We start from the raw sequence: 19,409 nt of genomic DNA, 5'->3' as shown, positions 1-19,409 counted from the left end.
TAACCTGTGGGAGTGGGTTCATCCGCACATACGTCGGTGAATCCACCCTCGTGCGGGTAACCCGCTCCCACAGGGTTCTAGCGCTCGATCAGCGCGGGATTACTGGCTGACGCGGCTTCTTGCCCTTGCCACCCTTCGCCGACTCCCTGCGCTCCTTGGCCGCCTGTTGATTGCGGGCGAACGCTTCGGCCTTGGCCTTTTCGCGCTTGTCCCAAGGCTTGCTGCCATCGCTGGCACGCGGCGGCAGGCCGGTGTGCTGGGTGAGGATCTTCTGGTCCTTGCCCACTTTATGGCTACCGGCCGGCGTCGAGTTCTTGCGACGGGCACTCTGGTAAGTGTCGGTCTGCGGCTGGTGCAACGGAATCAACTGATGCTTGCCCGGGCCGATCAGGTCAGCACGACCCATGCGCTGCAGCGCCTCACGCAGCATCGGCCAGCCCTTCGGATCGTGGTAGCGCAGGAACGCCTTGTGCAGACGACGCTGCTCCTCGCTCTTGACGATCTCCACCCCTTCGCTCTTGTAGGTCACCTTGCGCAGCGGGTTCTTGCCCGAGTGGTACATGGCCGTGGCCGATGCCATCGGCGAAGGGTAGAACGCTTGCACCTGGTCGGCACGGAAGCCGTTGCTCTTGAGCCACAGGGCCAGGTTCATCATGTCTTCGTCGGTCGTGCCAGGGTGCGCCGCGATGAAGTAAGGAATCAGGTACTGCTCCTTGCCCGCCTCTTTCGAGAACTTCTCGAACATGCGCTTGAAGCGGTCGTAGGTACCGATACCTGGCTTCATCATCTTGTCCAGCGGGCCACGCTCGGTGTGTTCCGGGGCAATCTTCAGGTATCCGCCAACGTGGTGGGTGACCAGTTCCTTGACGTACTCCGGCGATTCGACAGCCAGGTCGTAGCGCAGGCCCGAGGCGATCAGGATCTTCTTCACACCCGGCAAGGCACGCGCCTTGCGGTACAGCTCGATCAGCGAGCTGTGGTCGGTGTTGAGGTTCTCGCAGATACCTGGGAACACGCACGACGGCTTGCGGCAGTGCTTCTCGATGTCGGGGCTCTTGCACGCGATGCGGTACATGTTGGCGGTTGGCCCGCCCAGGTCGGAGACCACGCCGGTGAAGCCCGGCACCTTGTCGCGCATCTCTTCGATTTCGTGAAGAATCGACTCGTGCGAGCGGTTCTGGATGATCCGGCCTTCGTGCTCGGTGATCGAGCAGAAGGTGCAGCCACCAAAGCAGCCACGCATGATGTTCACCGAGAATCGGATCATCTCGTAGGCCGGGATGCGCTCCTTGCCATAGGCCGGGTGCGGTACACGGGCGTAGGGCATGCCGAACACGTAGTCCATTTCCTCGGTGGTCATGGGGATGGGTGGTGGGTTGAACCACACGTCCACTTCGCCATGCTTCTGCACCAGGGCGCGGGCGTTGCCAGGGTTGGTCTCCAGGTGCAGCACTCGGTTGGCGTGGGCATACAGCACCGGGTCGTTACGAACCTTTTCGAACGACGGCAGGCGAATGACCGACTTCTCCCGGGTCATGCGCGGGCTATCGAGAATCTGCACAACCTTGGCTTCGTTCGGGTCTTCGACCTCGCCCTTGGCCTGCTCGATGGCGCAGGCCTGGGTGTCCTGGGTGTTCACGTACGGGTTGATGATCTTGTCGACACGGCCCGGACGGTCGATACGGGTGGAGTCGATCTCGTACCAGCCCTCTGGCGTGTCACGGCGCACGAAGGCTGTGCCGCGCACATCGGTGATGGTTTCGATCTTCTCGCCGTTGGACAAGCGCTGAGCCACCTCGACCACCGCCCGCTCGGCGTTGCCGAACAGCAGGATATCGGCGCTGGCGTCGATCAGGATCGAGTGGCGGACCTTGTCCTGCCAGTAGTCGTAGTGGGCGATACGGCGCAGCGAAGCCTCGATGCCACCAAGCACGATCGGCACATGCTTGTAGGCTTCCTTGCAGCGCTGGCTGTACACCAGGCTGGCGCGATCCGGACGCTTGCCGGCCAGGCCACCTGGGGTATAGGCGTCGTCGGAACGGATCTTCTTGTCCGCGGTGTAGCGGTTGATCATCGAGTCCATGTTGCCCGCGGCCACACCGAAGAACAGGTTCGGCTCGCCGAGCTTCATGAAGTCGTCTTTGGACTGCCAGTTCGGCTGGGCGATGATCCCCACGCGAAAGCCCTGGGCTTCCAGCAGGCGGCCAATGATGGCCATGCCGAACGACGGGTGGTCGACGTAGGCGTCGCCGGTCACGATGATGATGTCGCAGGAATCCCAGCCGAGCAGATCCATCTCCTCCCTGCTCATGGGCAGGAAAGGCGCTGGCCCGAAGCATTCGGCCCAGTACTTTGGATAGTCGTAGAGTGGTTTGGCTGCTTGCATGTCAGTGACCGGTTCTGGTGTGCAGGGAAATCGCGGGCGCGGAATATAGCACAAATTTTGACCAAATCCGACCACCTTCCTGGGAATTGATGACCTGCCCGACGCCTGGACAGGTTGCCAATGGAAATCCCGACCACCAGACCTCCGTCCCCTTCCCTGTTTTCCCAGCCAACCGTTAGCAATCCATTCAATCTTTTACAAAATGATTCCCCCCTTCCCCCTAAAAAAACATCAACCCACTAATTATCAACAAATATTTACCAACTCCACCGAGAACTGTAGGAGCAAGACTTCACACTCAAGTAAAAAAACCTACGCAAACTTTCCCTTGCAATGCCAAAACCAATATTGAACAAACAAAAAAGCAAGTGTTACAACACCCATGCGCTGACACGCGCAACTCAAACAACTAAAAGGAGCACATACCATGGGACGTCGTCGTTCTGAAATTCACACCCTGCAGATCTCTCGCGCAATGAACTATACGTTCACCGAGTCCGAGATCGACTTCCTCAACATGATGTAAGACCTTGACCAGAAGGGGCAACCGCCCCTTCTGGTCACGCCTAGGAGCCAGAAATGATAACCGAGCGAGAACTGAATATTGAGGAAGCCTACAACCGCCTGACAGGGTTGCATCGTCAGCTAGGCTTGCATGCGAGGATACATCACTCGAAAAAAGATGGACTGGTCGCCACCTGCCATTTATACGACAGATCCTTTAAAGAGGTTTCCAGTGGTGCCGGCAAGGGAGAATACTGTGAGCTAGGCGCACTTGCCGAGAGCCTTGAACACTACTTTATGGATGCCATCGCTCCCACCCTGATCAGCAGCGACCATATCTTAAAGTCCATGGAGCCGTTCGACGATTGGCTGCTAAAGTCTACACCTTCCAACTGCCAAATACCTTATTTCAAGCTCGAAGCCCTGGACAGCCACGCCGAAATTAACGTACCGGCGATAATGATGGCTCCCTCACCCAAAAATGTAGACGAAATCGAAAGGACTGCCGCTGGCTTCCTTGCCAAATATGCAACGAACGCTGGCATGGCGCTGGGTTGCACAGAGAATGAAGCACTGTTGCATGCCATCAATGAGGCCATCGAGCGCCATGCGCTCTCCCTGTATTATCTATCGCTCTGTGGATTGTCTTCTCCACCAGAACTTTACCGCCCCTCGGACACTTTCCTGGAAGAAGTTTTCACTCATGACAATGCGCTCTTTCGCCACGCCAAGAATTTGAATATTTTCCTGTCCCATGACTTTTATGACGTGCCATTTTGCATTGCCATTTCACCCGAAAAAAGAATCGGCACACTCTGCCATGTCGGCTCCGGCTGCTCCATAAGCCCATCCATCGCAATGTATCGCGCCGTGACTGAAAATATTCAATGCGAACAACTTCATGGTCATGTGGAAAAACAAGAAGACCTTTCTACAGCAACGATGCTGCTACAATCCGAGCGACTTGCCGCCCTTCTGAACCCCTGCCCCACTCATACCGTACCTACCTGGCACCCCCAGAGCCCCGAACTCAGCGTACGCAGGCAGATAAAGCGCACATTGATAAATCTGGGCAAGCACAATAGAGCCATATTTTACCGCACCCTTTATGCGCACCCGAATTTCGCCACAGTCGTGCAGGTTTTCATACCTGGACTGGAGCGATTCCATTTGATCAGGTCCGGCATTCCAGTCGCCCCGCAATCCGTATTCAAAGACACAAGGGACTGACATGCATATTTATCGAGGCGTTGTCGCTGCCTTGAGCACGACATTGATATTGAAAGTCGCGACCGTCGTACCAGCCCTGATTTTGGCCAACGTTATCGATAACCTGTCGATCTCCGTCTCGTCTTCCCAGTTTTTGCTCGGAGCCTTCATATGCCTTATCGCATTGCAAGCCTCATTGACCCCTATACAAGCCTGGAGCCTGGCACGCCTCTGCCAAGACCGTGTGAAGCAACTCTCCATCCGTTGGTGCCGAGGATTGCTGGACAAACGCTTCGAAGCCTATGGACAACTCCATGGCGGAACCTTGGTAAAAGTACTGGATAGGGGAATAACGGCCCAAGAGCGATGGCTCGGCTTTCTGATCGGATCAGCATGGCCAGTGTTGGCGGAGGCGATGCTGCTGGCCACACTGTTCGCCTATCTGGGGGCTAGTTCGGTCCTGATTGGTCTCATTCCTTTGAGCTTGGTGTACTTATGGGCCAATGATCGCTTGGTGCGTTGGCGCCGACCGCATATCGAGGCGGTGAACTCGCGAGAGGACGAACTGGCCGAACAGTGGGTGGATACCTTTGCCAGTGCGTCTACGGTCAAGCTGGAAAAAGCCGAGGCTGCAGCAATGATTCCGGTCAACCAGACACTATCTGACTACGCCGATTCAGCCGTTCGGGTAGCCTACAGCGGCGGCTGGCTTCAGGCCCTGCGTATTCTGTTCATCGGTCTGGGCAGTGGCGGCTTGCTGATGTGGGGTATAAATGATCAATCCCTGACATCACCGCAATTGAGCCTGGGTGAACTGGTTGCTCTATTTACCTTGGTGAGTGGACTGCTGTCGGGGGTCGCGCAAATGGCCGATGCCTGGCGAATGCTCGATCAGTTTCGGCTCGACAAACGCAAACTTGAACACTGGCTTCAACTCCCGCTGTTCGGTCCATCATCCACGACAGACATTCAATCCAACGACGAAGGCGCAGGGCTGCGCATCGCCCCCTGTCAACTCAGCACTCGCAACACATTGCAATTGCAACTGGATGAGCCGTTGGCGCTGCGCAATGGTGAACGGGTCGCGCTGATTGGGCCCAGCGGATGTGGCAAGTCGACGCTACTGCACGCCATGGCGGGAACGGTGTTCCAGTTGCGTGAACATGTCTATCTCCAGGGCAGATGTCTGGCACAGTTCGACGCAAGCGAGCAGTTCAGCCGTTTACGCCTTTGCCCTCAAGCCCCCCATTTCATTCCAGGAGCGCTGCCCCGAGCAGTTCTGTTCGAGCACACTCATGATCGAGCTCAAATCGAACGGTGGCTTGAACGGCTAGGCCTGAACAAAGACTGGTACGAACGCGAGCTGGATGCACGCGCAGACTCCATTTCTGGCGGCGAAGCTCGCAGGCTGACACTGCTACGCCTACTTAATCAGCCTGGCGAGTTCAATTTCTTCGACGAACCCACAAGTGGCCTTGATGCCGGGTCGGCGGAGCGTACCTGGGATCTGCTATTCGAAACATTCCAAGGGAAAGGGCTGATCTGCGTAACGCATGATCAGAACGCTCTGCCAAGATTTGACCGGGTGATCACCATGAGCGAAGGTCGGATCGTCAGCCAAGCACAAGTGGGATGCTCCGCAGCTTGAAAACCTGAGCTCGCAGGCGATCCCACAGTGCCCTACTGAATCAATGAATTATCCGCAGCCCAGTGAGTACAGCCATTATTCGTCATCATCGAAGTTGTACATGCCCGGCGCGAGGTTCTCGAAGCGGGTGTACTTGCCGATGAACGCCAGGCGCACGAAGCCGATGGGGCCGTTACGCTGCTTACCGATGATGATTTCGGCCACGCCCTTGTGCTCGGTATCGGGGTGGTACACCTCGTCGCGGTAAACGAACATGATCACGTCGGCGTCCTGCTCGATCGCACCGGATTCACGCAAGTCGGAGTTCACCGGGCGTTTGTTCGGGCGTTGCTCCAGGGAGCGGTTGAGCTGCGACAAGGCAATGACCGGGCAGTTGAATTCCTTGGCCAGGGCCTTGAGCGAGCGGGAGATCTCGGAGATTTCGTTGGTCCGGTTATCACCGGCCGAGCCCGGAATCTGCATCAGCTGCAGGTAGTCGACCATGATCAGCGCGATGTCGCCGTGCTCACGGGCCAGGCGTCGGGTTCGTGCACGCATTTCCGATGGGCTGATACCGGCGGTATCGTCGATGAACAGCTTGCGGTCGTTGAGCAGGTTGACCGCCGAGGTCAGCCGCGGCCAATCGTCGTCGTCCAGCTGGCCGGAACGCACCTTGGTCTGGTCGATACGGCCCAGGGACGAAAGCATACGCATGACCAGCGATTCGCCTGGCATCTCGAGGGAGAACACCAGTACCGCCTTGTCGGTGCGCAGTACGGCGTTCTCGACCAGGTTCATGGCAAACGTGGTCTTACCCATCGACGGACGACCGGCGACGATGATCAGGTCGGCGGGCTGCAGGCCGCTGGTCTTCTCGTCCAGGTCGGTGAAGCCCGTGGATACGCCGGTGATGTCGCTGTCGGAGTTGAACAACGTGTCGATCCGGTCGATGGCCATGGTCAACAGCTCGTTGACCCCCACCGGGCCGCCAGTCTTGGGGCGCGCCTCGGCGATCTGGAAGATCTGCCGCTCGGCATCGTCGAGGATTTCCTCGGCATTGCGGCCTTGGGGGTTGAAGGCGTTGTCGGCGATGTCCGTACTGATGCTGATCAGTTGCCGAAGCGTGGCACGTTCACGAATGATCGCCGCGTAGGCCTTGATGTTGGCCACCGACGGGGTGTTCTTGGCCAACTCCGCCAGATAGGCAAGCCCGCCCACCTGGCTCGACAAGCCTTCCTTGTCCAACTGCTCGTGCAGGGTCACCACGTCGAACGGCTGGTTGGCGTCCGCCAACTTGTGCACGGCGCGGAAGATCAGGCGGTGGTCATGCCGGTAGAAGTCACCGTCCGAGACCTGATCCAGCACCCGCTCCCAAGCGTTGTTGTCCAGCATCAAGCCACCGAGCACGGCCTGTTCGGCCTCGATGGAATGCGGGGGCACCTTCAGGGCTGCGGTCTGCAAGTCTAGCTGTTCGGGATTGGTGATCTCGTTCATGGCCACGAAAGAATTCTGGAGGATGAAAAAGACAAAGGGCACGGCCTGTGAAAGACAGGACCGTGCCCGATGTTAACCGGCTGAACCGCGAGGGGCCAGCCGATCAGCGCAGCTTAGGCAGCTACGACGACCACGCGTACGGTGGCTTCAACGTCGCTGTGCAGGTGCACGGCTACGTCGTATTCGCCAACCTGACGGATGGTGCCGTTCGGCAGACGAACTTCAGCCTTGGCCACTTCAACGCCGGAGGCGGTCAGGGCGTCAGCGATGTCGTGGGTGCCGATCGAACCGAACAGCTTGCCTTCATCGCCAGCGGTGGCGGTGATGGTGACTTCCAGCTCAGCCAGTTGGGCTGCGCGGGTTTCAGCCGACGATTTCTTCTCGGCAGCTGCTTTTTCCAGCTCGGCGCGGCGCTCTTCGAACGCAGCCAGGTTGGCGGCGTTGGCAACGGTGGCCTTGCCGAATGGCAGCAGGAAGTTACGGCCGTAACCAGCCTTAACCTTTACTTTGTCGCCCAGGTTGCCCAGGTTGGCGACTTTTTCCAGCAGGATCAGTTCCATTTGGTAAAACCTCTTAACTTTTAACCTTCACCGTTCGCGGAGTCATTCCCCTGAGGGGACTTGCGACCGCGAAAATCAATCAGGCTGTCGACAATGGCCAAAACCACGAGCAACGGATAAATCAGCTGCATGATCAGCGGCAGTGTCACGTACATGCCAACCAGCCAGAAACCAGCCAGTCGCCCCTGCGCCACCAGTCCATGCATCAAGGCGATGCCGGCCAGAACGAGCACCAGGCTGGACGCGGATGCCAGGACGATGAACTGCGGGCCGATGAACGGGCCCAACACCATCACTGCAACCAACGCCAACATGGCACCCCGTGGCAGCCTCAGGGCGCGAAACTCGCGACCGAAGCCTCCAGGGTTGTACAACACCGCTTGCCAATAACGCGCCAGCATCAACGCCAGCACGCTGAACAATTGCAACATCACCGCTGTGGAAGCGACCAGCACGGGGCCGATCAGCTCACCGGGAATAACCGGCTTGCCTTCGATTTGCGGCAGGGCTTTCACAAGCGCCTTGGCCAACACCTCGAAGGTTTCGCGCAGTACCGTGTCCAGGATGAGGCTGTAGACCAACCCCAACACAACACTGGACATCAACACCCGACTCCAGGAATGCCCGGCACGCAACAAGGCGGCCAGCCCCAGCGTTCCCAACAGCACCAGCAAGGTGCTTGGATCGCCGAAGACCCAAATGGCCACCGCAGGCAAAAGGCCCCAGGCGATGACCGTTGAAGCGTCCTTGAATCCGCGCCGCAGAAGCACCAGGCTTCCGGCAGCGGCACTCAACCAGAACAGCAGCGGTAATACCGCACTTGCGACCACCACCAGGGTGGCCTGCACACGACCGCGCATGATGAAATCAGCTAACGCTCGCATGCTTATCCCTTACTTCTTGTCGACGACCCGGTCTCAGCGGCCGTGGCTGTCGGTGTAGGGCAGCAGGGCCAGGAAGCGGGCGCGCTTGATAGCGGTAGCCAGCTGACGCTGATAACGAGCTTTGGTACCAGTGATACGGCTCGGAACGATCTTGCCGGTTTCGGATACGTAAGCTTTCAGGGTGTTGAGATCTTTGAAGTCGATCTCTTTCACGTCTTCAGCAGTGAAGCGGCAGAATTTACGACGACGGAAGAAACGTGCCATGTAATAGGCTCCTCAAAAGGTCCGTGGATTACTCGTCAGCGTTATCGCTGTTGTCGCTGTCATTGCTGTCATCGCCTTCGGCGGAGTCAGCATGCTCAGGACGTTCACGACGCTCACGGCGCTCGCTGCGGTTCTCTTCTGCCTTCAGCATCTCGGACTGACCGGTAACGGCTTCGTCGCGACGGATGACCAGGTTACGGATAACGGCATCGTTGTAGCGGAAGTTGTCTTCCAGCTCGGCCAGGGCCTTGCCGGTGCACTCAACGTTCAGCATCACGTAGTGAGCCTTGTGAACATTGTTGATTGCGTAGGCCAGTTGACGACGGCCCCAGTCTTCCAGGCGGTGGATCTTGCCACCATCTTCTTCGATCAGCTTGGTGTAACGCTCAACCATGCCGCCGACTTGCTCGCTCTGGTCCGGGTGAACCAGGAAGATGATTTCGTAATGACGCATGAATGCTCCTTACGGGTTAGTAGTCTGCCAGCGAATCTGGTCAGACAAGGAGTGAATGACACTGGTGTGTCTTGCCAGGGAGTAGAGGCACATGCGCACCTGCCAGCTCGGCAAGGGGCGCAATTGTAGAGAAGGCTGGACGCACAAGCAAGGTGATTGGTGAATATTTGAACAGCCAGAAACATATTCACGAGCTACCGCCCTTTTCGCGGGTAAAACCGCGAAAAGGGCGGTACAGGCTGAGGGTCAGCGCTTGGCCTGGCGCTGACGAACGGCTTCGAACAGGCAGACGCCGGTCGCTACCGACACGTTCAGGCTGCTGACACTGCCGGCCATCGGCAACTTCACCAGGAAATCGCAGTGCTCGCGGGTCAGGCGGCGCATGCCCTTGCCTTCCGCGCCCATGATCATCACCAGCGGCCCGGTCAGGTCTTGCTGGTAGATCTCCTGCTCGGCTTCGCCTGCGGTACCGACCACCCACAGCCCGCGCTGCTGCAACTTCTCCAGCGTACGCGCCAGGTTGGTCACAGCCACCAGCGGAATCACCTCTGCCGCACCACACGCCACCTTGCGCACCACGCCGGTCAACGTGGCCGACTTGTCCTTGGGAATGACCACGGCTGTGGCACCGGCGGCATCCGCGGTGCGCAGGCAGGCACCGAGATTATGCGGGTCGGTGACGCCGTCGAGCACCAGGATCAGCGGTGGGGTTTCGGTGCGCTCGAGCAACTCGTCGAGCATCGCCTCACCCCAGACCTGGCTCGGGCTGACCTCGGCAACCACTCCCTGGTGAACACCTTCGACCCAGGCGTCCAGCTCACGGCGCTCGGCCTGGCCGACCGGTACGCGGTTCTCGGCGGCCAGCGCCAGCAAGCCCTGGACACGTGGCTCGCTGCGCCCCTCAGACAGCCAGATCTGCTTGACCCGCTTCGGATGGTGCTGCAGCAGCGCCTGCACGGCGTGCACGCCGTAGATTTTTTCCAGCTGACTCATGGCTTGCTCTTGCCTTTGCGTGGCCCGCCAGATTTGGACGGACCTTTACGGTGCTTGGTCGGCTTGCCGGACGACTTGCCGCCTTTGTCCGACTTGCTGCTGGCATGGCCGCTGCTGCGGGCTTCGCTCATCAGCGCCTTTTTCATTTCACGGCTCTTGCGCACTTCGGCGTTACGCTGGACCGCGTCTTTCGGGAAGTACGCCTCGGCGGCCTCGCTCTTGCGGCTGCGCGGCTTGGGCGTCGCCTTGGCTTCGACCTTCGGGGCCTCGGACTTGTCGGCGACTGGAGCGGCGTTACGACCTTTACGGCCCACTGGTGCGCTGAGCTGCTGCTCGGACACCTCGAAGTCGATCTTGCGCTCGTCCAGGTCGACGCGCATGACCTTGACCTCGATGGTGTCGCCCAGGCGGAAGGTGCGCCCACTGCGCTCGCCCGACAGACGATGGTGCACGGGGTCGAAGTGGTAGTAGTCGCCCGGCAGCGCACTGACATGCACCAGGCCTTCCACGTAGATATCGGTCAGTTCGACGAACAGGCCGAAACCGGTCACGGCAGTGATCACGCCGGGGAAGGTTTCACCCACGCGATCCTTCATGTACTCGCACTTGAGCCAGTTGACCACGTCGCGGGTGGCCTCGTCGGCACGGCGCTCGGTCATCGAACACTGTTCGCCCAATTGCTCGAGGGTGTTCTCGTCGTACGGGTAGATACGCGCCTTCGGAATACTCATCGCGCCAGCCCGCTTGACGTGCGGGGTCTCGACCTTGGAGCGGATGATGCTGCGGATGGCGCGGTGCACCAGCAGGTCCGGGTAGCGACGGATCGGCGAGGTGAAGTGGGTATACGCCTCGTAGTTCAAACCGAAGTGGCCGTTGTTGTCGGTGCTGTACACCGCCTGGCTCAACGAGCGCAGCATCACGGTCTGGATCAGGTGGAAATCCGGACGATCGGCGATGCTGGCCAGCAAGGCCTGGTAGTCCTTGGGCGACGGGTCCTTGCCCTTGTGCAGGGTCAGCCCCAGCTCACCCAGGAAGGCTCGCAGTTTTTCCAGACGCTCCGGCGGCGGACCGTCGTGCACGCGGTACAGGGCCGGAACCCCGTGCTTCTGCAGGAACTCGGCGGTGGCCACGTTGGCCGCCAGCATGCACTCTTCGATCAGCTTGTGCGCGTCGTTGCGCACGGTGGGGCGGATTTCCGCGATCTTGCGCTGGTCGCCGAAGATGATGCGGGTTTCCTGGGTCTCGAAGTCGATGGCCCCACGAGTGTGACGGGCCGCCACCAGCACTTTGTAGAGGTTGTACAGGTTCTTCAGATCCGGCAGGACCTCCTTGTACTCCTCGCGAAGCGCCTTGCCTTCGCGGGTGCGGGCATGCTCGAGCATGCTGCTGACCTTGTTGTAGGTCAGACGCGCATGGGAGTGGATCACGCCTTCGTAGAACTGGTAATCGACCATCTGACCGGTCTTGTTGATGGTCATTTCGCAGACCATGGCCAGGCGATCGACGTGCGGGTTCAGCGAGCACAGGCCGTTGGACAGCTCCTCGGGGAGCATCGGCACCACACGCTCGGGGAAGTACACCGAGTTGCCGCGCTGCTGGGCCTCGACGTCCAGGGCCGAGCCCAGGCGAACATAGCTGGAGACGTCGGCGATCGCGACGTACAAGCGCCAGCCACCGGAGAACAGGCGCAGCTTGCCCAGCGGTTCGCAGTAGACGGCGTCGTCGAAGTCGCGAGCGTCTTCGCCGTCGATGGTGACGAACGGCAAGTGGCGCAGGTCGACGCGTTTTTCCTTGTCCTTTTCTTCGACTTCGGAGCGGAACTTGCGCGCTTCCTTGATCACTTCCTGGGGCCAGACATGCGGAATGTCATAGCTGCGCAGGGCGACATCGATTTCCATGCCCGGCGCCATATAGTTGCCGATCACTTCGATCACATCGCCCTGCGGCTGGAAGCGCGGGGTCGGCCAGTGGGTGATCTTGATCTCGACGAACTGGCCGATCTTGGCACCGCCGTTGCGACCGGCGGTAACCAGCACTTCCTGTTGGATCTTCGGGTTGTCGGGCGTCACGTAACCGATGCCGCCTTCTTCGAAGTAGCGACCGACCACGGTTTCATGGGCGCGGGAAATGACTTCCACCAGCACGCCTTCGCGGCGGCCACGGCGGTCGACACCGGAAACCCGGGCCAGGCCACGGTCGCCATCGAACACCAGGCGCATCTGCGATGGGCTGAGGAACAGGTCGTCGCTGCCATCGTCGGGAATAAGGAAACCGAAACCGTCGCGGTGGCCAGAGACACGGCCGCAGATCAGGTCCAGCTTATCCACCGGGGCATAGGTGCCGCGCCGGGTATAGATAAGCTGACCGTCACGCTCCATGGCACGCAAGCGGCGGCGCAGGGCTTCGATCTGGTCTTCATCGTAGAGGCCGAACTCGGCCGCCAGTTCTTCGCGTGCCGCCGGTTCACCACGGTCGGCAAGACGCTGCAGGATCAGCTCACGGCTGGGAATAGGGTTTTCGTATTTTTCCGCTTCGCGAGCGGCCTCGGGATCGAGGGATTGCCAATCGGCCATCAGAAGGGGTTCACCTTGGGGTATATAGATAGGAATTCTGGCATAGGCGTATTGAAACCGGAAATGTCAGCCTTGGACAGCCCCAGCGGCATGTCCGGAGCGAAGCAATAGGCCTGCGGAATCAACAAGTTGAATTTTTTGAATTTTTTTTCGATCAGGGGCTTTACAGCCCTCCGGAGCGTCCGTATAGTGCGCACCACAACGACGGACAACCCCGAAGTTGTAGTAGAGATGAACGGCGCTGTAAAGCATCATGTAATCTCGAATGTGTGCCCAGGTGGCGGAATTGGTAGACGCGCTGGTTTCAGGTATCAGTGGCTTAACGGCCGTGGAAGTTCGAGTCTTCTCCTGGGCACCAAAAATTTCAAGTAATAGATGACCAAGGATCTGTTACTACTGTGTGAAAGCGAACGATAGTCGCCTTCTACAGATGATGCAAAGCTTTGCCCAGGTGGCGGAATTGGTAGACGCGCTGGTTTCAGGTATCAGTGACTTAACGGTCGTGGAAGTTCGAGTCTTCTCCTGGGCACCATACAAAAACCCACTAGCTTGCTAGTGGGTTTTTTTCTTGCCTGCGATTTTTATCCCCCTCCCCCGCAAGCTGTCCCGCGCACCCCAGACGTTGAACCATGGTCTGCCCATGAATTTCTCGTCACACGGCCACTTGAGAAACGATTTCGTTTACCATTGTTTCCAAATATGTAGCCGCAAGCGAGGAAGTACCCGCATGACGATCCGTCCGCAACCGCTGATGCGCACCCTGGCCGCCGCAGTCCTGAGCCTGGTGATTGGCGCTCCGGCCGCCATGGCAGACGACCCGGTGACACTGACCCTGTACAACGGTCAACACAAGGAAATCGGCGAGGCCATCGCCAAGGCCTACGAGGCCAAGACCGGTATCCATATCAACATCCGCAAGGGCAGCAGCAATCAGCTGGCCAGCCAGATCATCGAAGAAGGCGACCGTTCGCCAGCCGACATCATCTACACCGAAGAGTCTCCTCCCCTGAACAACCTGGGTGAATTGGGCCTGCTGGCGAAGATCGACGATGCCACGCAGAGCATGATGCCCAAGGAATACGTGGGCGCCAACGGCACCTGGATGGGTATCACTGCCCGCACGCGGATCGTGGTGTACAACCCCAAGAAGGTCGACGAGAAAGACCTGCCGACCACGGTCATGGACTTCGCCAACCCTGAGTGGGAAGGTCGGGTCGGTTACGTACCCACCAGCGGCGCCTTCCAGGAACAAGCCGTGGCCATCCTCAAGATGCATGGTCGCGACGCCACCGAAGAGTGGCTGACCGGCCTGAAGGCCTTCGGCAAGACCTACACCAACAACATGGTCGCCCTGAAGGCGGTGGAAAAAGGTGAAGTCGCCGCGGTGCTGGTGAACAACTACTACTGGTACGCACTCGAGCGCGAACGCGGCAAACTGGAGTCGAAGCTGTACTACCTGGCCGATGGCGATGCCGGCAACCTGGTGACCATCTCTGGCGCCGCCGTGGTCAAAGCCAGCAAACACCCTAAAGAAGCCCAGGCCCTGCTCAACTGGATGGCCAGTGAAGAAGGCCAGCGCGTGATCACCCAGACCACCGCTGAGTACCCACTGCATAAAGGCATGGTCTCCGATCGCGGCCTGAAGCCGTTCGAAGACCTGCGTCCGCCGAAGATCTCGCCAGCTGACCTGGGCAATGCCGAGGAAGCCATCGAGCTCGAGCGCGAGGTCGGCTTGCTCTGATGACCGCCGCCCTGTCCGAACCTGTGCCGGTACGTTTCGTGCCGCGCCGCAAACGCCCGTCGATCTGGGTGGTGCTGCCTGTCCTGTTCCTGGTGGCAATGAGCGTGTTGCCGTTGCTGTACGTCGCCATCAAGACCTGGGACGCCGGCTGGCGCGAGGCGCTGCACCTGTTGTGGCGTCCCTTCGTCTGGGGGCTGATGCGCAACACCATGATGCTCATGGTGGGCGTGACCCTGACGTGCATGATCGTCGGTCTGGCCCTGGCCTGGCTGCTCGAACGCAGCAACTTGCCTGGTCGGCGCCTGTGGGGCGTGGTGTTGTGCCTGCCCTTCGCTGTGCCTTCGTTCGTCAGCAGCTTCACCTGGGTGTCGCTGAGTTCGGACTTTGAGGGCCTGGGCGGGGCGATCATGGTCATGGCCTTGTCCAAGTATCCGCTGGTATTCCTGCCGGTGGCAGCAACCCTGCGCAACCTCGACACCTCGCTGGAAGAGTCTGCGCGCACCTTGGGCTGCAGCCGTTGGGGCGTGTTCATCAAAGTCACCTTGCCGCTGCTTTGGCCCTCGATGCTGGGCGGCGCGCTGCTGATTGCGCTGCACATGCTGGTGGAATTCGGCGCGTTGTCGATCCTTGGGCTGCAGACCTTCACCACCGCGATCTACCAACAGTTCGAGCTCGAATTCAGCAATGCCAACGCGGCCATGCTATCGGCCGTGCTGCTGGTGCTGTGCCTGATCATGCTCTGGTTGGAGCTGCGGGTACGCGGCAAGGCACGCCATGTAAGGATTGGCCAGGGCGTTGCCCGTCGGGCGCAGCCGGTTCGCCTACGTGCCTGGATGCCCGTGGCGCAGCTGTTCTGCCTGGGCCTGGCGATCCTGGGCAGCGGCATACCCTTGGCCATGCTTGGCTATTGGTTGAGCGTGGGTTCATCGGCGGCCTTCCCTGTAGCGGCGATCAGCAAGGCGTTGCTGACTTCGCTGTCGGTGTCGCTGGGTGGCGCCGGCTTCTGCGTGTTGCTGGCCCTGCCGATCAGCTTCCTGGTGGTGCGCTTCAAAGGCCGCCTGGCGATCTGGGCCGAGCGTCTGCCTTACTTGCTGCATGCCCTGCCCGGGCTGGTCATCGCACTGACGCTGGTGTTCTTCGCCCTGCACTATGTGCCGGCGCTATACCAGACCACAGCGCTGTTGCTACTGGCGTATGCACTATTGTTCCTGCCGCTGGCCCAATCACCGGTACGCACCGCATTGAACAAAGCCTCGCCAACGCTGGAAGAAGCGGCACGGACCTTGGGCGCCAGCAGCTTCGCGGCGTTCTGCCGGGTGACCTTGCCGATCATCTTCCCGGCGATGGCAGCGGCCTTTGCCCTGGTGTTCCTGGATGCGATGAAGGAGCTGACCGCCACCCTGCTGCTCAGCCCGACCGGGATGACAACCCTGGCCACCGAGGTGTGGGCTCATACCGCCAACGTCGAGTTCGCGGCGGCGGCGCCTTATGCGGCGTTGCTGATCGTGGTGTCGGGGTTGCCGGTGTACCTGCTGACCACGCGGATGTACCTGAACAAGGCATGAACCTGCACCTCCTGCTCCAACTGGAGCAGGGGGCTTCACGGCCACCGACTCAACGCGTGAACAGCGCACGCCCCTCGTCTACCTGCCCGACTGACGCAGGCGTGCGCAGCTGCAGCACCGCCAGCAATAACAACACTGCCGCCAGCCCCCACAGGATTGGCGTGGCTCCCTGGCTCAGGGCATACAGCTGCAAGCCGATGACCGCCAGGCGCAGCGCCGCATCCAGCCGACCGTTGCTCACCGTGGGCTGGCGCCAACGGGCAATGCCCCAGACCACGTAAGCCAAAGCACCCAGGTTGATGAAGAACAGCGACGTCGCATCGAGCCTGGCGAATGGCGTGCCCAGGCCCAGCCAGGCATCCAGGCCGGCAAACACTTGCAAGGCCCAGCCAGCGACGAATGGAATGGCGAATGGCAGGGTGGCGATCACGTCGTATACCGCACCGACGCGGACGATAGTGGCGTAGCGGGACTGATTCATGCGGCTCAAACCTCCATGTTCAAACGTTCGAGAAGTTGCCTGACTTCGTAGAATTGCCCTGACTGCAGGGCAATGGCCTGTCGCCGTGCCAACAGCGTGACGATATCGCGTGCGCGCTCCTGCGGGCTGGCAACATAGCCAGGCTGTGCGGCGCGCTCGCGCAAGGCGACCAGTTCGGGAAAGCGTTCATCGGCCTGCAGGATGGTATGGGCCACCGTGGTGTCGACGTTGCAAAGACCGAGCACGGCGAAGAATACCTCCGGGTTCTCCAGGTGATAGACCTTGGCCAGCGCATTCAACGCCGCCTTGGACACGCTGTAGGACAGCATCCCAGCGCGCTGACGAATGCCCGAGACGGAAGCCGAGAACACGACCTGACGTGGCAGCGCGTCACGCTTGAGCAGCAGATCGAGCACCCATTTGACCGCCACCACGTTCAGCTCCATGACCTCGCGAAAGGCCTCGGCCGAGGTGTTGCAGGCCAGGTCCGGGGCAGAACCGAAAGTCCCGGCATTGAGGTAGGCGGTGTCGAAGCAGGTCTCGCCGAGAAACACCTGGAGCGCAGCCTCCGAGCCCGAAGGCGCGCACAGGTCCAGGCCGCGAAAATGGAAGCCCGCGTGACGCAGCAGATCTTCGGGCGCACGCCGCGAGACACCCCATACCTCGTCGCCCCGCGCCAGGTGCAAGGCGGCCAGCGCATGGCCGATGCCCGAACTGACGCCACTGATGAAAACGTGGTTCATGAGGTCCTCACTCGAACTTGCCGATGTGATAGCCACCATCGACGCTCAATACGCTACCGGTGATGTAGGAGGCGTTTGCGCTCAGCAGGAACAACACCGCATCGGCGACCTCGCCGGCCTCACCGAAGCGCTTCATGGCCGTCGCATTGATCTTGCGCTGCGTGTTCGCGGGGCTGGCCGCCAGTCGCTCCGGCGAATTCATGCCGCCGAGGATCGGGCCTGGCGCGACGGCATTGACTCGAACGGCGTGACGGCCATCGCGATCGGTGGCGCTTTCCATCGCCACCACCTGGGTCAGGGCATTGAGTGCGGCCTTGCTGGCAACGTAGGCAGCCTGGTTGGGCATGGCCATCACGCCGGCGCAGGACGAGACATTGACGATCGCACCACCTGCCCGTTGGCCGATCAGACGCAGCTCTTGCTGCAGGCAGTAAAGCGGACCATGCAGATTGATACGCATGACCCGATCCCAGTCCTGCGGCTGCAAGTCGGCTACTGGCGCGTAGGGGGCAGTCACCCCCGCCGCGTTCACCGCATGATCAAGGCCACCGAAGCGCGTTTCGATTTCACAGAAGGCGTCTCGCACGGCGCCCGCCTCGGCCACATCGCAGGCAATGAACGATGCCCGTTCACCCAGCAGTGCCATGGCCGCTCGCCCCTTTTCCAGGCTGCGGCCCAGCACCACCACCCGTGCGCCCTGCGCGACCAGGCGTTGAGCCACCTCCAGACCGATCCCATTCGTGCCGCCGGTGACAGCAACGGTCTTTTCCTCGAATTGCATTGGACTCTCCTTAGTCATATCGAATCGAATCGGGCCGCTTGTACTTGTCGTTCACGCAGCAATACACCCGGTCCAGCCTCGGGTTGCTCTTGTCACGGAAACAATTGCCGTCGAAGCGGCAGGCATTGACGCTGCCCGGCTTGCCGGCCAGGGACTTGTTGACCAGGTCGTTGTCGGCAAACAGCGCCCGGCTCATGCCCACCAGGTCGGTTACGCCCAGATCGAGCAACGCCTCGGCCTGGGCGAGCGAACCGGTGAAACCGGCGAAACCGACCGGCAGCGAGGTCAACTCGCGTATGTGCCGCACACCCTGCACGAGCAGGGCATGCACCCTGGGGTCGGCACGCAACATGTAGTGGAAGGTTTCACGAACGGCTGCCGAACACATCAGCGCGCTCACGCCAGCCTGTTGCAAGGCTGGCACCACGTGCTCGAGCAGCGCGGGCTGCTGGCCTTTCTCACCAAGACAATCATCGATGCCAAGGCGGACGGAGATATCGACTTCACCCTGCGTCGCCTCGGCAATGGCCTCGATCACCTCCAACAGCAGACGCGCTCGCCGCAGGGGCGAACCGCCATAACGGTCGGTTCGGCGGTTGGTGTGAGGTGAGAGAAAACTGCTCAACAGATATCCATTGGACGCCTGCAACTGGACCGCACGCGAGCCCGCCTGCCGAGCCAGCCGCGCGGCATGGGCGAACTGGCTGCAGACCGCTCGGATATCGGCGTGGGTCATCACCCGGACACCAGGCTGGCGCTTGCCGGGCGCGCTCCGGCTGGGCGCCAGCAACACCCCACCGCCAAGGGCTCGATTGCCCTGCGCACCGTAATGCTGCAATTGCACGACCACCGGACAAGCGTGCTGCCGGCCATAATCAATCAACGGCGCCAGACACTCGGCATGCTGCTCGTCATACAGGCACAGGCCGCCTGAATGCAGGCGCGTGGAGGCATCCACCGCCGAGTTGGCCAGCACGACCATGGCGCAACCGCCGTCGATGATGCCTCGGTAGAACCCAAACATCTCCTCGGTAAGGCAGCCGTCACGCCCGAGATCGATGCCCATCGGCGCAAAGTACACCCGGTTCTTCAACTGAAGGTGCCGCCCCAGGTCGATGGGTTGGCGTGTCAGCGGATAACCCGAAGTCAT

General features: G+C 60.3%; 17 protein-coding genes and 2 tRNA genes. 7 read left to right on the top strand and 12 right to left on the bottom strand.

The genetic code is table 11. From position 1 onward, the window contains the following. Positions 1–88 precede the first annotated feature (88 nt). Positions 89–2,386, bottom strand: a complete 2,298-nt coding sequence (locus tag IF103_RS02705) for a YgiQ family radical SAM protein (protein WP_027907972.1) — start codon at positions 2,384–2,386, stop codon at positions 89–91. 427 nt (positions 2,387–2,813) lie between these two features. Here IF103_RS02705 and IF103_RS02700 point away from each other — a divergent pair, with 427 nt between their 5' ends. The 3 genes from IF103_RS02700 to IF103_RS02690 are packed head-to-tail and all read left to right on the top strand — an operon-like array spanning position 2,814 to position 5,747. After that, the gene (locus IF103_RS02700; protein WP_027907971.1) at positions 2,814–2,912 is read left to right on the top strand and encodes a hypothetical protein; all 99 of its coding nucleotides are present in this window, start codon (positions 2,814–2,816) and stop codon (positions 2,910–2,912) included. Positions 2,913–2,965: 53 nt separating this feature from the next. Further along, on the top strand, positions 2,966–4,120 hold the full coding sequence (locus IF103_RS02695) for a YcaO-like family protein (RefSeq protein ID WP_202675843.1): 1,155 nt from the start codon (positions 2,966–2,968) through the stop codon (positions 4,118–4,120). A 1-nt stretch (position 4,121) separates the two neighbouring features. Continuing rightward, on the top strand, positions 4,122–5,747 hold the full coding sequence (locus IF103_RS02690) for an ATP-binding cassette domain-containing protein (protein WP_202675842.1): 1,626 nt from the start codon (positions 4,122–4,124) through the stop codon (positions 5,745–5,747). Between the two features lie 75 nt (positions 5,748–5,822). On the opposite strand, the gene dnaB is transcribed toward IF103_RS02690, so the two are convergent. The 7 genes from dnaB to rnr all read right to left on the bottom strand — a co-directional run bounded on the left by dnaB (position 5,823) and on the right by rnr (position 12,948). Further along, positions 5,823–7,220: a replicative DNA helicase gene (dnaB, locus tag IF103_RS02685; RefSeq protein ID WP_023378490.1), complete on the bottom strand. Its 1,398-nt coding sequence runs from the start codon at positions 7,218–7,220 to the stop codon at positions 5,823–5,825. Positions 7,221–7,333: 113 nt separating this feature from the next. Continuing rightward, complete coding sequence (rplI, locus tag IF103_RS02680; RefSeq protein WP_023378489.1) at positions 7,334–7,780, bottom strand: 50S ribosomal protein L9; 447 nt, start codon at positions 7,778–7,780, stop codon at positions 7,334–7,336. 20 nt (positions 7,781–7,800) lie between these two features. After that, positions 7,801–8,664: a YybS family protein gene (locus IF103_RS02675; protein WP_023378488.1), complete on the bottom strand. Its 864-nt coding sequence runs from the start codon at positions 8,662–8,664 to the stop codon at positions 7,801–7,803. 33 nt (positions 8,665–8,697) lie between these two features. Then, on the bottom strand, positions 8,698–8,928 hold the full coding sequence (gene rpsR, locus IF103_RS02670) for a 30S ribosomal protein S18 (protein WP_003249563.1): 231 nt from the start codon (positions 8,926–8,928) through the stop codon (positions 8,698–8,700). Between the two features lie 28 nt (positions 8,929–8,956). After that, complete coding sequence (gene rpsF / locus IF103_RS02665) at positions 8,957–9,382, bottom strand: 30S ribosomal protein S6 (RefSeq protein ID WP_023378487.1); 426 nt, start codon at positions 9,380–9,382, stop codon at positions 8,957–8,959. A 246-nt stretch (positions 9,383–9,628) separates the two neighbouring features. After that, a complete protein-coding gene (gene rlmB, locus IF103_RS02660; RefSeq protein WP_023378486.1) occupies positions 9,629–10,375 on the bottom strand; it encodes a 23S rRNA (guanosine(2251)-2'-O)-methyltransferase RlmB in 747 nt (248 codons plus the stop codon). Further along, positions 10,372–12,948, bottom strand: coding sequence for a ribonuclease R (gene rnr, locus IF103_RS02655; RefSeq protein WP_023378485.1), 2,577 nt, complete (start codon positions 12,946–12,948; stop codon positions 10,372–10,374). Before rnr ends, rlmB begins: the two co-directional genes overlap by 4 nt. Positions 12,949–13,219: 271 nt before the next feature. On the opposite strand from rnr, the gene IF103_RS02650 reads away from it, so the two are divergent. From IF103_RS02650 to IF103_RS02635, 4 genes are all read left to right on the top strand, one after another. Continuing rightward, positions 13,220–13,306 (top strand) — tRNA-Leu (locus tag IF103_RS02650). 87 nt (positions 13,307–13,393) lie between these two features. Next, positions 13,394–13,480, top strand: a tRNA-Leu gene (locus tag IF103_RS02645). 195 nt (positions 13,481–13,675) lie between these two features. After that, positions 13,676–14,689, top strand: coding sequence for an extracellular solute-binding protein (locus IF103_RS02640; RefSeq protein WP_023378484.1), 1,014 nt, complete (start codon positions 13,676–13,678; stop codon positions 14,687–14,689). Next, the gene (locus IF103_RS02635) at positions 14,689–16,254 is read left to right on the top strand and encodes an ABC transporter permease (RefSeq protein ID WP_023378483.1); all 1,566 of its coding nucleotides are present in this window, start codon (positions 14,689–14,691) and stop codon (positions 16,252–16,254) included. Before IF103_RS02640 ends, IF103_RS02635 begins: the two co-directional genes overlap by 1 nt. A 49-nt stretch (positions 16,255–16,303) precedes the next feature. Here IF103_RS02635 and IF103_RS02630 read toward each other — a convergent pair whose 3' ends face one another. The 4 genes from IF103_RS02630 to IF103_RS02615 are packed head-to-tail and all read right to left on the bottom strand — an operon-like array spanning position 16,304 to position 19,409. Beyond that, on the bottom strand, positions 16,304–16,735 hold the full coding sequence (locus IF103_RS02630) for a hypothetical protein (protein WP_023378482.1): 432 nt from the start codon (positions 16,733–16,735) through the stop codon (positions 16,304–16,306). 5 nt (positions 16,736–16,740) lie between these two features. Next, positions 16,741–17,478, bottom strand: a complete 738-nt coding sequence (locus IF103_RS02625; RefSeq protein ID WP_023378481.1) for an SDR family NAD(P)-dependent oxidoreductase — start codon at positions 17,476–17,478, stop codon at positions 16,741–16,743. A gap of 7 nt (positions 17,479–17,485) precedes the next feature. After that, on the bottom strand, positions 17,486–18,259 hold the full coding sequence (locus tag IF103_RS02620; protein WP_202675841.1) for an SDR family NAD(P)-dependent oxidoreductase: 774 nt from the start codon (positions 18,257–18,259) through the stop codon (positions 17,486–17,488). Positions 18,260–18,269: 10 nt separating this feature from the next. Further along, entirely contained in the window at positions 18,270–19,409 is a 1,140-nt protein-coding gene (locus IF103_RS02615) for an NADH:flavin oxidoreductase (protein WP_023378479.1), read from the bottom strand.

The organism is Pseudomonas sp. SK2, assembly GCF_016772395.1.
Classification (GTDB): Bacteria; Pseudomonadota; Gammaproteobacteria; order Pseudomonadales; family Pseudomonadaceae; genus Aquipseudomonas; species Aquipseudomonas taiwanensis.
This window is presented reverse-complemented; position numbering and strand designations above follow the sequence as displayed.